Origin of the sequence: Actinokineospora alba (assembly GCF_004362515.1) — a bacterium.
GTDB lineage: Bacteria > Actinomycetota > Actinomycetes > Mycobacteriales > Pseudonocardiaceae > Actinokineospora > Actinokineospora alba.
The window spans coordinates 6,923,495-6,937,175 of sequence record NZ_SNXU01000001.1; the positions used below are offsets into that span (position 1 = coordinate 6,923,495).

A 13,681-nucleotide genomic window follows, 5' to 3' on the forward strand; every position below is an offset into this window, starting at 1 on the left:
GTGTCTGCGGAAAGCGCAGACCACGTCGTCCGTTGTCGTATCTGGGGGCCGAGCCCCCAGACCCCACGGTGCGATGTCTCGCGATCCAGCGTGGTGTGGATTGGGGTAGGCCCTCTATAGGTACGCGCTGAAGACCAGGTCGAAACCCTTTGTTTGGCTTGCGACCTGGTCTTTGTTGGACCGGGGAGTGCCGACCACGAAGGTCTCGGGGGCAGCTGCGTGGTCAGTGGGAGTCGGGGGTGGCGTCTCGTTTCGGGACTCGGCCGAGGAGGACGGTGGCCGCGACCGCGGCGAGTGCGGTTAGGCAGGCGGCGATCAGGGCCGTTACCTGGAGGCCGTCGGTGAAGGCTGCTTGGGCCGCGGTGAGCCAAGGGTCTCCCACGCGGGCTGGGAGTCCGCTTGCCGACTCCGCCGTCGCGCCCAGGGTCTCGCCTGCCTCGGGTGGGATACCCGGGGGCAGGGCGTCAGCCATTCTCGCTCGGTAGACGGTGGCCGCGGCGCCGCCCAGCAGGGCGATGCCCAGGGCGCCGCCGAACTCCGAACCGGTCTCCGACAACGCGGACGCCGCGCCGGCGCGCTCCGGCGGTGCGGTGGCCACCACCATGTCGGTCGCCAGCGCCGCGACCATGCCCAGGCCCGCGGCCATGACGGCACCCGCCGCGACCAGGACCGGGAGGCCGGAGACCGGGTCCACCTGGGTCAACCCGGCGAAGCCTGCCGCGGCGACGGCGAAGCCGACGCCCACGACGTGGCCGGGACGCAGCCACCGGGTCAGGGCGGCGACGGACCCGATGCCCACCGCCATGCCGCCGAACATCGGCAGTGTCCACAGGGCCGCGGTGAACGGCCGCATGTCCAGCACCAACTGCAGATACTGCGACGACGACCACCCGAACCCGGTCATCACGAACATCATCAGCGTCCCGGCCAGCAGCGCGACGCTGAACGGGCGCTCGGCGAAGAGCCGGACGTCGATCATCGGTGTCGGCAGCTTTCCCTGCCTGCGGACGAACACGACGCCCAGCACCGACCCGACCACGATCGTCGCGACCGGCAGCCAGTGCGCGCCGTCGGCGGCGAGTTTCTTGATGCCGTAGATCACCAGCAGCACAGCGCCGAGCGACAGCACGACGCTCACCAGGTCGAGCTTGCCCGGCCGCGGGTCGCGGAACTCGGGCAGCAGCAGTGGTCCGAGTACCAGCAGCAGGACCATGACCGGCACGTTGATCAGGAATACCGATCCCCACCAGAAGTGTTCGAGCAGGATCCCACCCGCGATCGGCCCGATCAGCGCCCCGCCGGAGAAGCCCGCCGTCCACACCGAGACCGCGACCATGCGCTGCTTCGCGTCGTGGAACATGTTGCGAATCAACGACAGGGTCGCGGGGGCGAGGGTGGCTCCGGCCACGCCAAGCAGGGCGCGGGCGGCGATGAGCATCGTCGGTGAGTCCGAGTACGCCGCCAGGACCGAAGCGGCGGCGAACGCGAAACCGCCGCACAGCAACAGCCTCCGGCGGCCGATCCGGTCACCGAGGGAGCCCATGGTGATCAACAGCCCGGCGAGCAGGAAGCCGTAGATGTCCATGATCCACAGCAGTTCGGTGCCGCTCGGACGCAGGTCGGCGCTCAGGAACGGCAGGGCGAGGAAGAGCACCGACAGGTCCATCGAGACCAGCACGCACGGCAGGACGAGCACGGCGAGGCCGATCCACTCGCGCCTGCCCGCGGTAGGCGTGGTGTCGGTCGGTGAGGACTGCGTGACCATCACTGTTCTCCTCTTACGCCGTGGTGGTCAGGCCGCCATCGACGGCGAGCACGGCGCCGGTGATGTAGGCGGAGGCCCGCGAGGCCAGGAACGTGGTCACACCGACGATGTCCTGGTCCTGGCCGAGGCGCTTGAGCGGTGCGTGGGCGGTCATCTCCGCGCCGAGCGTGGCGGCCATCATGTCCGACTCGAAGGCGCCCAGGGCGAGCGCGTTCACCGTGACCCTCGGGCCGAGGCGCTTGGCCAGGTGCCGGGTCAGGTGGTGCATCGCCGCCTTGCTCGCCGCGTAGGAGTAGGTCTCCATGGGCGGCACGTGGATCCCGTCGATGGACCCGATGTTGATGACCCTGGCCGGGTCCTGGTCGGTCCCGGACCGCTCCAGCACCTCGCGCAGGAACCTGGTCAGGTGGAACACGCCCTAGAGGTTGAGGTCGAGGACCTTGTCCCACGCCGCGTCGTCGAAGTCGTCGATCGGCGCCCCGTGGGTGGCGCCGGCGTTGTTGACGAGGATGTCCAGTCTCGACTCCTCGGCGACGAACGCCTCGCTCAGCCTCCGACACTCGTCCTCAATGGACAGATCCGCGGGCAGTGCGACGCATTCGCCGAACCCGGACAGCTCGTCGGCGACCCGACGACACGCCTCGGCGCTGCGCGAGGACACGTACACCTTCGCGCCCGCCAGCACGAAGCCTCTGGCGATCATCAGCCCGATCCCCCGGCTGCCACCGGTGACCAGCGCGGTCTTCCCCTTGATCGAGAACAGCTCTGACACGTCTCTCCCCTTCCCCCAGGGCGCTCTCAGTCGAACGAGCGCCGGTACGCGTCGATCAGGTACGGCCAGCCCGCCGAGTCCGAGGCCATGTCCGCGCGCATCCGCGATCCACCGTCGCCGTGCCGGTCGAACCCTCGATGGGTCAGCACGACCTTGCTGGACTCGGCGGACTCCGCGGTGAACACCACCTCGATCTCGCTTCCCTGCTCGGGACCGTCGGTCGTGGCCCAGTCCGCGGTCAGCTCCCAGGACAGCACGACGCGGCGCGGGGGCTCCCACCTCAGCACCCGGCCCCACTTCATCTCGCTGCCGTCGACGGTGCGTTCCGTCCACAGCGCGCCCGCCGCCGGCTCGAAGCCCACCGTCTCCAGCGGCGCGCCGGTGAACCCCTGCTTCTCCGGCCACCAGCCGCCGAAGCCCTCGGTGAAGGCGGTGAACGCCGCGTCGAGTTCGGCGGGCACGGACACCGTCACGGTGATCTCGCCGACCGGATCCACAGTGTCCATTTCGGACCGCTCAGTCATGTCTTCCCTTTCCGCTCTGGTCCCCCACCGGAGCCACCGGGGTCCGACCGGGCCTCGCCGAGCGCGGCCAGTCGGGTCTGGACTCCGTCCAGGAGACGATCGATGTAGTAGGCGTAGAACTCCTCGTTGAAGTCGTGCACACCCTCGGCGTCGGCCTCGGAGCCGTGCACGAACTTCCCGATCGCGGCCAGTCCGGGCCGCTCCGGGTCGTCCCGGAAGGACGCGAGGACAGCGGCCGCCTGCTGGTGCGCCGAAGGCTCCTGGTCGTGGTCGTCGTCCAACGCCACCAACAGGAACGCGCCGTTGAGCAGGGTGCTGTAGATCGCGGGCGCTTCGTCGCCGAAACCCGCCTTGCGCAGCACCTGGATTCCCCGGTCGATGATGTCGAGCGCGGCGGGGACCGTCGGCCCCCGGAACACCAGCCTGCGGGCCACGCCCGGGTATTCGCGGACGACTTCGCGCCCCCGCACCAGCAACTCGGTGAACCACTCCCGCCACGGCACGTCGGCGTCCGGGCAGGGCATCCGGCGCACGATCCGGTCGGTGACCTTGTCCAGGACCGCGTCGCGGTCGCCGACGTGGTGGTAGATGACGGTCGGCCACACCTCCAACTCGGCTGCCAGCACGCGGATCCCCCACCCCTCCAGACCGTGCCGCACCGTCAGGCGCATCGCGGCCGCGACGATTTTCTCCGCGGTCATCGGGGGGCGGTCGTCGGACCGTGGCGTACGCGGAGCACGCGGCGTGGACGGCTTCTTCGTCACGCTGTGCACCTCCGGGGATGTGGTCGACCTGGTTTGCCCGCCACCGCTCGCGAGTGGTTTAGTGGTGACGTTCTTGTACACCGTACAGGAGGGTCTCCCCGATGTCATCACTCGGCCGCGCCGCGGACCGCCACACCGAACCCGAACACGCGATCGTCGAACTGCTGCGCCCGGTGCGCGGCGCCCTCATCGCGGCGATGTCCTGCCAGGCCCTCTCCGCGCTGGCCGGGATCGTGCCGCTGATCGCCGTCGTGGAGCTCGGCCGGGTGCTGCTCGCACCGGGCCCGCCGGACGCGGCGCACGCCTGGACCGTCGCCATGGTCGGCGCGGGCGCGCTGCTGGTGCGCCTGGCGTTCCTCTTGGCCGCGGGAGCGCACAACTCCGGCTCGGTCAAGAAAGCGGTGCAGGACGACGTGTCCGCGATGCACCATGCAGAACCACTTCCTCGACGCGTTCGAGCCGGGCGCGTCGCCACTGCCGGAACTGATCGCCGACATCGCCACCCTGCGCGCGCGGTGTCACGCACTCGGCGTCCCGGTGATCTACTCCGCGCAGCCCGGCGGGCAGGATCGGGCGCAGCGCAGGCTGCTGCATGACTTCTGGGGCCCCGGAACCGGGAGCCGCGCGGATCCGCGCCGAACTCACGCCCGGCGAGGACGACATCGTGCTCCGAAAGTGGCGCTACAGCGCGTTCCACCGGACCACCCTCGCCGACCTGCTCCGCGAGCGTGGTCGCGACCAGCTCATCGTGTGCGGTGTGTACGCCCACATCGGCTGCCTGATGACGGCCTGCGAAGCGTTCAGCGGCAACATCGAGCCGTTCGTCGTCGCCGACGCGACCGCCGACTTCTCCGCGGACCACCACCGCATGGCACTCGACTACGCCGCTTCACGCTGCGCGATGGTCACCACCGTGGACCAGGTGAGCGGCCACCTCGCGCGAGCCGCCGCCGACATGCCCGCGGCGGCGGGCTGAAGCACACTCGAGAACGCCGACCACCCCGATTCGACGGAGGAGACACGTGGCGACCAGCGCCCACGTTCGAACCATCGCGCTCGGTCTACCGGAGACCGAGGAACGCACGACGTGGAACCAGCCCACGTTCCGGGTCCAGGGGAAGATCTTCTGCTGGCTGACCGAGGACGGAGCCGCCGCGGGAGTCAAGGTGAACAAGGCCGAGCGCACCGAACTCATCGCCGCGGACCCGGAGAAGTTCTTCCACACCGAACACGACACCAGGTACAACGTCGTCCAGATCCGGCTGGACCGCATCGACCAGGACGAACTGGCCGAACTGGTACGGGACGCATGGCAGGCGACGGCACCGGCCCGGCTCAGAAGCTCCCTGGAACAGTGACGCCGCGCTGATCCATGATGATCAACGAGTGGGTGCGGCATAGCGGCCCGCCAGTTCCCTCCCGATCCGGGCCAACTCCGCTTGGACAGCGGGTGGTTCGACGACGTCGACCTGGGTTCCCCAGCCCGCGAGGTTTCGGGCGATATCCAGTGGAGTCGGCGCGGCGATCCGCACCCTGGACCGGCCGTCGAGTTCGGCTTCGGTTTCGCAGTGGCGGCCGAAGTGGTTTCGCAGGATGGGCACGAACCGGGTCTCGATGAGGACCGTCGCCCAGGTTCGGGAGCGCCGCTGTTCCACCTCGCCGACGACCTTGTCCCACGCGGTGGCGAGGGTGAAGTCGTCCGGGCGTTCGGCGGGCTGGTCGGTCAGGTCGGCCTCGACGATCCGGTCCACCCGGAACGTCCGCTGTCCGCGTTCGGTGCCCGCCAGCAGGTACCAGATGTCGTCCTTGTCGACCAGGCCCCACGGGTCGATCAGGCGTTCCGACCGCTCGCGGGTGCCGCTGGTGTAGATCAGCCGGACTTTGCGACCTCGGACCACAGCCGACTGCAGCAGGTCGACCAGCTCCGGTCGGCGCCGATCCCGTTCGCCCCAGCTGGTCGGGTCGATCATCGTGGCGCCCGCGGCGGCCTCGGCTTCGGCGCGGAACGTCGGTGGCAGGGCCCGGACGAGTTTGCGCAGGGCGGACTTCGCCTTGTCGGAGACCGCGGCGGCCGGGCCGACCAGCAGGAACAGGGCCTGCGCCTCGGTGGCGGACAGGCCGCTGAGGTCGGTGCGGGCGCCGCCGACCAGCGACCAGCCGCCGCCGCGGCCGGGTTGCGGGTACACCGGGACGCCCGCCGCGGACAGCGCCTCCAGGTCTCGGCGGGCGGTGGCGACGGACACCTCCAGTTCCTCGGCCAGTTCGGCGGCGGTCACCCGGCCGCGGGACTGCATGAGCAACAGGGTGGCGACGAGACGGTCAGCACGCATGTCTCCCACCTTCTCCAACAAAGTGCTCAGTTGATGAGCACTTTAAGCGGCAGGATCGTCCTTGTCACCGACCGAGAGAGAAGGAACCACCGATGCTGCGAGGACTCACCACCGTCAACTTCTTCGCCGACGACGTCCCGGCCGCCGTGGCCTGGTACACCGAACTGCTCGGCGTCGAGCCGTACTTCGCCCGCCCGGTCGAGGGGACGCCCGTGTACGTCGAGTTCCGCATCGGCGACTACCAGCACGAACTCGGCATCGTGGACAGCCGGTTCGCCGTGCACCCCAAGCCGGACGCGGCGGCGGGCCCGGTCACGTACTGGCACGTGGACGACGTCGAGGCCTGCTTCGACCGACTGCTGGCCCGCGGGGCGACGGTCCACGAGAAGCCGATCGAGCGTGGCCCCGGATTCGTCACCGCGTCGGTCGTCGACCCGTTCGGCAACCTCCTCGGCGTCATGTTCAACAAGCACTACCTGGACATCCTCGACTCCCGGACGGCGGCCTGAGATGAACACCTTCACCGCGAACAGTGCCGCCCAGTGGCGGGCGTGGCTGGCCGAGCACAGCGAATCCGAGACCGAGGTCTGGCTGGTGATCCACCACAAGGACAGCGGCACCCCGAGCCCGCGCTACCACGAGGCGATCGAGCAGGCCCTGTGCTTCGGCTGGATCGACGGCCTGCACCGCAAACGCGACGCGAACAGCTCCCAGCTCCGGTTCACGCCCCGCAAACCGCGCAGCACGTGGAGCCAGGTGAACCGGGACCGCGCGGCGGCGATGATCTCGTCGGGGCAGATGACCGCGCGGGGGCAGGCGGTGATCGACGCGGCCAAGGCGAACGGGACTTGGGAGGTTGTCGCGGACTCAGGGCTGCTTGCGGCACTCGAGCTGAACGCGGCGGCTCGGGAGAACTTCGAGAGGTTTCCGCCGTCGTCGAAGCGGCTGATCATGGAATGGATCGGTGGCGCCAAGAAGGTGGAGACGAGGGTGCGGCGGATCGAGCGGGCGGTGGAGCTGGCGGCGGTGAACCTCCGGGCCAACCACCCCGGGGTCCGGGCTCACGGCTGACCACCGTCAGGACATCGAACGCAAGGGGGTGCGCGGGGAGGTGCCTTGCAGGGTTCGGCGGGCGGCGACCGTGACGACCTCGCTGAGGTTGCCGTGGGCGGCGAGGGTTCGCCGTTGCCAGGTGGCGCCGTTGCCTTGGGCCAGGACTTTCCGCAGCAGCTTCTCCACCTGTTGGCGTTCGCCGGAATCCTCCAGTTCGTCCCGGACGTGGCGCATCAGCGCGACGAGGATCTGGTTCGGCGGGACCCTTCGCGAGGTGGCGACGTCCATCGCCGCGCCCTCCATGCCGTCGCGGGCGGCCCGCCAGTACGCGGCGCGGAGGACTTCCGGGGGCACTGGCAGGGCCATGGTGCCCGCCTGGGTGGCGCGGATCGCGGTGGCGACCAGGGCTCGGACAAGTGCGGCCAGCAAGGTGGTCTCGTCGACTGTCGCCGGGACGTCACTGACTCTGACCTCCACCGTCGGCAGGTGGTGTGACGGCCGGATATCCCAGTACACCATGCCTTTGTCGAGCACCATGCCCGACTCCATCATCATCGCGACCAGCGAGTCGTAGTGCTCGGCCGAGGTGAAGTACGGGGGCGGGCCACCGCTGGGCCAGCGGGACCACATGATCGAGCGCCAGCTCGCGTAGCCGGTGTCGCGGCCGCGGTGGACCGCGGAGTTGGCGGTCAAGGCGAGCAGGATCGGGAGCCAGGGCCGGAGGTGGTTGCTCACCTGCACGGCCGTCTCCCGGTCGGGGACGGCGACGTGGATGTGGCAGCCGCACACCGCGTGTTCGCGGGCCATGGGGCCGAACACGTCGGCCATCCGCGCGTAGCGCTGCTTGTCGGTCAGGGGTTGGTCGCGGTCGTCGCCGAGGCTGACTCCGGTGGCGACGAGTCGGGCCGACGAGCGGACAGCGGCGGCGGCCGCGGCGGCTCGGGTGGCCAAGACCTGGGCGCGGACCTCGCGCATAGTCCAGCAAACGGTCGTCTTCGTCTCGACTTGGGCGCCCAGCAGTTCCAGGTCCAGTTCGACGCCGTGCAGGCGCGCGGACTCGACGACAGCCACGTTGTGTGGGAGCAACGCCCCGGTTGCGGGGTCAACGAGAAAGAACTCCTCCTCCACCCCCACGGAGGGACATGGAGCGGGAGATCGCATGGCCACACCCGACTTTCGCGCTGGCGGCGAAGTCGCCGCGGTCGTGTCCGACCCGACCTTCGTCCTGCCTTGGGTACCACTCGGGCGGTTTCCTAAACCGGCGCGACCACCACCGGGCAGGGTGCGTGGAACAGGGCCTCGTTGGTGACGCGGCCGGTTCCGCCCTGGCCACGCGTGCCGCCGCGACCGACGACGAGCAGGTCGGTGTCGTGGATGCCCGCGACGAACTCGTGCGGCAGACACCGCCGGGCGTCGACGTCGACCCTCAGGTCCGGGTGCAGACTCGCCGCCCTGGCCAGCGCCCAGGCCACGATGTCGTCGCCCAGGGCGGTCGCCGCGTGCACGACGCGCAGAGTGGCGTCCTCGCGGGCGGCCATCTCGACCGCCAGCGCCAGCGGGGCCTCGTCGGTGACGCGCCCGATGGCGACACTCACCGTCGCGTGCCTGCCACGGATCGCGTCCGGGTGCCCCTTCACCACCGCGACCGGGCACTGCGCCCGCGCGGCCAGGGGACGCACCAGGTGCCCCAGCCCCAGGCCCGGATGGTTGCGTCCGCGCGCGCCGACCACGACGAGCCGGGCCGCGGCGCCCGCCTCGACCAGGGCCTCCAGCGGATCGGCGGCGTCGATGAAGTGGCGCTCCACCGGCAAGGCCGGGTACTCGTGCACCACCTGGTTGACACCGTGGGCGACGGCGCCCGCGCGGGCGCCGGTCGACTGGTAGACGTGCAGCACGTCGCCGAGCAGGCACGCGTGCCGCGCCGCCCAGGCCACGGCGCGGTCGCCGAGGTAGGAGCCGTCGGTGCCCACCACCACCCCAGACCCCGGCATCGCCTCGCCTGCCGCCGGTCGCGGCCTGCTCTGTTCCGGTAGGAGGACGGACGGACGGGCGTAGTGCAGGGTGTCTGGCATCGAATTCCTCACGTCATCGTCGAGGCTCGGCATCACCGGTCAACAACTGTGTCCTATTCCGACAGTGATCGCCATACCGCGGGCGAGGAATACCCCAGGTGCGGGACCCGGGTCGGCGCACGATCGGATGGTCTGTGGTCACCGGGTCGGGTGGTCTGTGCCCGGGTTCCACCGCGACGGGGTCCGCATTGGGCATGGTGACGTATCGAGGACGCGTCGCCCACACAGGTGGATCTGCCGAAGGAGCGACGCGCTTGGATTTTCCCGGGAGACTGCGATGAGGCGCGCGGCACCGCAACCGAAGGACGATCGGTCGACGCAGGGACGCGACGGCGCGACGGTCTTGGAACCCTACGAAGCGCCGGACCACGACTGCCCGACGTGCGGCATGCCCACGACCGGCGTGCTCTGCACCTCCTGCGCGACCCAGTGACCTTCGGATCCGACTAACCCGATTCAGTGATGCTCGACCGCGATGGGGTGATCCGACTTTCGCCGCCGAGATCATTTGGCCACAGTGGACGCGCGCGGCCGAGGCGATCGGGAGAAGCGCGGGCCGTTGTTCGTTCGTTCGGAAACCCTGCCAGCCGGTACCCGAGTGGGCGACATTGTCCGACCATCGCGTGACCCGGTGCGCTGAAGAATTCGGATCGGAAAAGAATAGAGCTGACTGTGCGCACCGAGAGTCGCCGGACTCACCCCCGATCCACGCTTCCCAAGTCCGAACGCATCGTCATCGACGACGTCCTCCCGGTCGTCAGCCGCGGCAAATCCCCGTCGAAGGCCGTCGTGGGCGAGCACGTGCCGCTCAGCGCGACGGTGTGGCGCGAAGGCCACGACGCGGTGGGCGCGACGGCCGCGTGGCGCGGCCCGAAAGACCGGGGCTGGCGGCGGACCCGGATGACCGCGGGCGCGCCGGGCCAGGACCAGGTCGTGACCACCATCGTGCCTGACCAGGTCGGACTGTGGTCGTTCAAGATCGAGGCGTGGAGCGACCCGTGGACCACGTGGCGGTCCGCGGTCACCGCGAAGGTCGCCGACGGCCAGGACGCGGACGCGCTGGCGAACGATCTCGAGCTCGGCGCGCGGCTGCTCGACCGGGCCGCCCGCCGCCCCGGCGTGACGTACAAGCCGATGCTGACCGAGGCGGCCGCCGCCCTGCGCGACACCGGGCTCCCCCTGGCCGAACGGATCCGGCTCGCGCTTGACGAGCCGGTCAGCTCGGCGCTGTACGACAACCCGATCCGCGACCTGCTGACCACCGGGGCGCCACACCACATCTGGGTCGACCGCGACCGCGCCGCGTTCGGCTCCTGGTACGAGTTCTTCCCGCGCTCCACCGGCGGCGTCGACGAGAACGGCGCACCGGTGCACGGAACGTTCGCCACCGCCGAACGCGCGCTGGACCGGGTGGCCGCGATGGGGTTCGACGTGGTGTACCTGCCGCCGATCCACCCGATCGGCGCGGTCAACCGCAAGGGGCGCAACAACTCCGTGCACGCCGAGCCGGGCGACGTCGGGTCACCCTGGGCGATCGGGTCGGCCGACGGCGGCCACGACGCGGTCCACCCCGACCTGGGCACGCTCGTGGACTTCAAGTCCTTTGTGGCCCGCGCCGACGAGCTGGGCATGGAGGTCGCCCTCGACCTGGCTCTGCAGTGCGCGCCGGACCACCCCTGGGTCGCCGAGCACCCCGAGTGGTTCACCACGCTGCCCGACGGGACGATCGCCTACGCCGAGAACCCGCCGAAGAAGTACCAGGACATCTACCCGCTCGACTTCGACACCGCCCCCGCGACGCTCTACGCGGAGATCCTCGAGGTGGTGACCGGCTGGATCGAGCGCGGGGTGCGGATCTTCCGAGTCGACAACCCGCACACCAAGCCGCCGGACTTCTGGCACTGGCTGATCGCGCGGGTCAAGCGCACCTACCCGGACGTGCTGTTCCTGGCTGAGGCGTTCACCCGGCCCGCCCGCCTGCACGGCCTGGCCCGGCTCGGCTTCACCCAGTCCTACACGTACTTCACCTGGCGGACCGGGAAGCGCGAGCTGATCGAGTTCGGCGAGGACCTGGTCGCCCACGCCGACGAGACCCGGCCGAACCTGTTCGTCAACACCCCCGACATCCTCCACGAGTCGCTGCAGCACGGCGGGCCCGCGATGTTCGCGATCCGGGCGACGCTGGCCGCGACCCTGGCGCCGACCTGGGGTGTCTACTCGGGATTCGAGCTCTACGAGCACGAAGCCGTGCGTGAGGGCAGCGAGGAGTACCTCGACTCGGAGAAGTACGAGCTGCGGCCACGCGACTTCGAGGGCGCGCTCGCCCGGCACCGCTCGCTGGAGCCGTGGCTGGGCGCGCTCAACGCGATCCGCCGCGCGCACCCGGCGCTGCAGCAGCTGCGCACGCTGCGGTTCCACGACCTCGACGACGACTCGCTGCTGGCCTACAGCAAGGTCGACCCGGCCACCGGCGACACCGTGGTCGTGATCGTCACCCTCGACCCCCACCAGCCCCACGAGGGCACGCTGCGCCTGCCCCTGGCCGACCTTGGACTCCCCGACCGGTTCGCCGTCGTGGACCTGGTCTCCGGGCAGCGCTGGCAGTGGTCGGACACCAACTACGTGCGGCTCGACCCGCGACGGGCGGTCGCGCACATCGTCTCGATCCCCAGGAGGACCCATGGGCACTGATGCCCACCCCCGGCGCGCACGGTCCGTGGCACCAGAACCCGAATGGTTCAAGAGCGCGGTCTTCTACGAAGTGTTGGTCCGCGCGTTCAGCGACTCCAACGGCGACGGCACCGGCGACCTGCGCGGCCTCGCCGACAAACTCGACTACCTGGCCTGGCTCGGTGTCGACTGCCTGTGGCTGCCGCCGTTCTACGACTCACCGCTGCGTGACGGCGGGTACGACATCAGCGACTTCCACCGGGTGCTGCCCGAATTCGGGACCGTCGAGGACTTCGTGTACCTGCTCGACCAGGCGCACTCGCGCGGGATGCGGGTGATCACCGACCTCGTGTTGAACCACACTTCCGACGCCCACCACTGGTTTCAGGAGTCGCGCCGCGACCCCACGGGCCCGTACGGCGACTTCTATGTGTGGGCCGACACCGACGAGGGCTACTCCGACGCGCGGATCATCTTCGTCGACACGGAGACGTCCAACTGGACCTTCGACCCGGTGCGCGGGCAGTTCTACTGGCACCGGTTCTTCTCCCACCAGCCGGACCTGAACTACGAGAACCCGGCCGTCGCCGAGGCGATGATCGACGTCCTGCGGTTCTGGCTCGACCTGGGCATCGACGGCTTCCGGCTCGACGCCGTGCCCTACCTGTTCGAGCAGGAGGGCACCAACTGCGAGAACCTCAAGCCCACGCACGACTTCCTCCGCACGTGCCGCAAGGTCGTCGACGACGAGTACCCCGGCACGGTGCTGCTGGCCGAGGCGAACCAGTGGCCTGCGGACGTGGTCGAGTACTTCGGCGACAAGACGGTCGGCGGCGACGAGTGCCACATGGCGTTCCACTTTCCGCTGATGCCAAGGATTTTCATGGCGGTGCGCCGGGAGTCGCGGTTCCCGATCTCGGAGATCCTGGCGCAGACCCCGGCGATCCCGGACGGGTGCCAGTGGGGGATCTTCCTGCGCAACCACGACGAGCTGACCCTGGAGATGGTCACCGACGACGAGCGCGACTACATGTACGCCGAGTACGCGACCGACCCGCGGATGAAGGCGAACATCGGCATCCGGCGCAGGCTGGCGCCGCTGCTGGACAACGATCGCGACCAGCAGGAGCTGTTCACCGCGATGCTGTTGTCGCTGCCGGGGTCGCCGGTTCTGTACTACGGCGACGAGATCGGCATGGGCGACAACATCTGGCTCGGCGACCGCGACGCCGTCCGCACGCCGATGCAGTGGTCGCCGGACCGCAACGCCGGTTTCTCCCGCTGCGACCCGGCGCGCCTCTACCTGCCGACGATCGCGGACCCGGTGTACGGGTACCAGGGCGTCAACATCGAGTCGCAGATGGGCAACACGTCCTCGCTGCTGCACTGGACGCGGCGGATGCTGCAGGTCCGCACCCGGCACACCGCGTTCGGACTGGGCGAGTTCATCGAACTGGGCGCGTCGAACCCGACGATCCTGGCGTACCTGCGCAGGCACCGCCGCGAGGACGGCACCGAGGACCTGGTCATGTGCGTGAACAACCTGTCCCGGTTCCCGCAGCCGGTGGAGCTCGACCTCTCGGAGTTCGCCGGGCACACCCCGGTCGAGCTGACCGGGTGCGTGCAGTTCCCGCCCATCGGCGAGCTGCCGTACCTGCTCACGCTGCCCGGGCACGGGTTCTACTGGTTCCAGCTGGCCGAGATCGAACGCGGGGACGGATCGTGACAGTG

13 protein-coding genes and 1 pseudogene are annotated in these 13,681 nt (G+C 69.9%); 7 read left to right on the forward strand and 7 right to left on the reverse strand.

The genetic code is table 11. From position 1 onward, the window contains the following. Nucleotides 1–223: 223 nt before the first annotated feature. The 4 genes and pseudogenes from C8E96_RS31175 to C8E96_RS31190 all read right to left on the reverse strand — a co-directional run bounded on the left by C8E96_RS31175 (nt 224) and on the right by C8E96_RS31190 (nt 3,825). A complete protein-coding gene (locus tag C8E96_RS31175; protein WP_091381010.1) occupies nt 224–1,765 on the reverse strand; it encodes an MFS transporter in 1,542 nt (513 codons plus the stop codon). Between the two features lie 13 nt (nt 1,766–1,778). After that, nucleotides 1,779–2,537 (reverse strand): annotated as a pseudogene (locus tag C8E96_RS31180) (SDR family oxidoreductase). Nucleotides 2,538–2,563: 26 nt separating this feature from the next. After that, a complete protein-coding gene (locus C8E96_RS31185) occupies nt 2,564–3,061 on the reverse strand; it encodes an SRPBCC family protein (RefSeq protein WP_091381012.1) in 498 nt (165 codons plus the stop codon). Beyond that, nucleotides 3,058–3,825, reverse strand: a complete 768-nt coding sequence (locus C8E96_RS31190; protein WP_228770126.1) for a TetR/AcrR family transcriptional regulator — start codon at nt 3,823–3,825, stop codon at nt 3,058–3,060. Before C8E96_RS31190 ends, C8E96_RS31185 begins: the two co-directional genes overlap by 4 nt. 101 nt (nt 3,826–3,926) lie before the next feature. Between C8E96_RS31190 and C8E96_RS34315 the strand changes: the two genes are divergently transcribed. The 3 genes from C8E96_RS34315 to C8E96_RS31205 are packed head-to-tail and all read left to right on the forward strand — an operon-like array spanning nt 3,927 to nt 5,183. Further along, entirely contained in the window at nt 3,927–4,421 is a 495-nt protein-coding gene (locus C8E96_RS34315) for a hypothetical protein (RefSeq protein WP_228770127.1), read from the forward strand. After that, nucleotides 4,418–4,801, forward strand: coding sequence for an isochorismatase family protein (locus tag C8E96_RS31200; RefSeq protein WP_228770128.1), 384 nt, complete (start codon nt 4,418–4,420; stop codon nt 4,799–4,801). The genes C8E96_RS34315 and C8E96_RS31200 overlap by 4 nt, the downstream gene beginning before the upstream one ends. Before the next feature lie 46 nt (nt 4,802–4,847). Further along, on the forward strand, nt 4,848–5,183 hold the full coding sequence (locus C8E96_RS31205) for an MmcQ/YjbR family DNA-binding protein (RefSeq protein ID WP_228770129.1): 336 nt from the start codon (nt 4,848–4,850) through the stop codon (nt 5,181–5,183). A gap of 21 nt (nt 5,184–5,204) precedes the next feature. Here the strand turns inward: C8E96_RS31205 and C8E96_RS31210 are convergent, their stop codons facing one another. Then, nucleotides 5,205–6,155, reverse strand: coding sequence for a helix-turn-helix transcriptional regulator (locus C8E96_RS31210; RefSeq protein WP_091381018.1), 951 nt, complete (start codon nt 6,153–6,155; stop codon nt 5,205–5,207). 92 nt (nt 6,156–6,247) lie between these two features. Between C8E96_RS31210 and C8E96_RS31215 the strand changes: the two genes are divergently transcribed. Both C8E96_RS31215 and C8E96_RS31220 read left to right on the forward strand, forming a co-directional pair. Then, entirely contained in the window at nt 6,248–6,664 is a 417-nt protein-coding gene (locus C8E96_RS31215; RefSeq protein WP_091381020.1) for a VOC family protein, read from the forward strand. 1 nt (nt 6,665) lies between these two features. Then, entirely contained in the window at nt 6,666–7,226 is a 561-nt protein-coding gene (locus C8E96_RS31220; RefSeq protein ID WP_091381021.1) for a YdeI/OmpD-associated family protein, read from the forward strand. 6 nt (nt 7,227–7,232) lie between these two features. On the opposite strand, the gene C8E96_RS31225 is transcribed toward C8E96_RS31220, so the two are convergent. After that, the gene (locus C8E96_RS31225; RefSeq protein ID WP_091381023.1) at nt 7,233–8,369 is read right to left on the reverse strand and encodes a carboxylate-amine ligase; all 1,137 of its coding nucleotides are present in this window, start codon (nt 8,367–8,369) and stop codon (nt 7,233–7,235) included. A gap of 92 nt (nt 8,370–8,461) precedes the next feature. After that, nucleotides 8,462–9,280 carry an adenine nucleotide alpha hydrolase family protein gene (locus C8E96_RS31230; RefSeq protein ID WP_166658181.1) on the reverse strand — a complete coding sequence of 273 codons (819 nt, stop codon included), beginning with the start codon at nt 9,278–9,280 and terminating at the stop codon, nt 8,462–8,464. A gap of 672 nt (nt 9,281–9,952) precedes the next feature. Between C8E96_RS31230 and C8E96_RS31235 the strand changes: the two genes are divergently transcribed. Together C8E96_RS31235 and treS are read left to right on the forward strand one after the other, a co-directional pair. Beyond that, nucleotides 9,953–11,971 carry an alpha-1,4-glucan--maltose-1-phosphate maltosyltransferase gene (locus C8E96_RS31235; RefSeq protein ID WP_091381026.1) on the forward strand — a complete coding sequence of 673 codons (2,019 nt, stop codon included), beginning with the start codon at nt 9,953–9,955 and terminating at the stop codon, nt 11,969–11,971. Next, entirely contained in the window at nt 11,961–13,676 is a 1,716-nt protein-coding gene (gene treS / locus C8E96_RS31240) for a maltose alpha-D-glucosyltransferase (protein WP_091381028.1), read from the forward strand. Before C8E96_RS31235 ends, treS begins: the two co-directional genes overlap by 11 nt. The last annotated feature ends 5 nt before the right edge of the window (nt 13,677–13,681 follow it).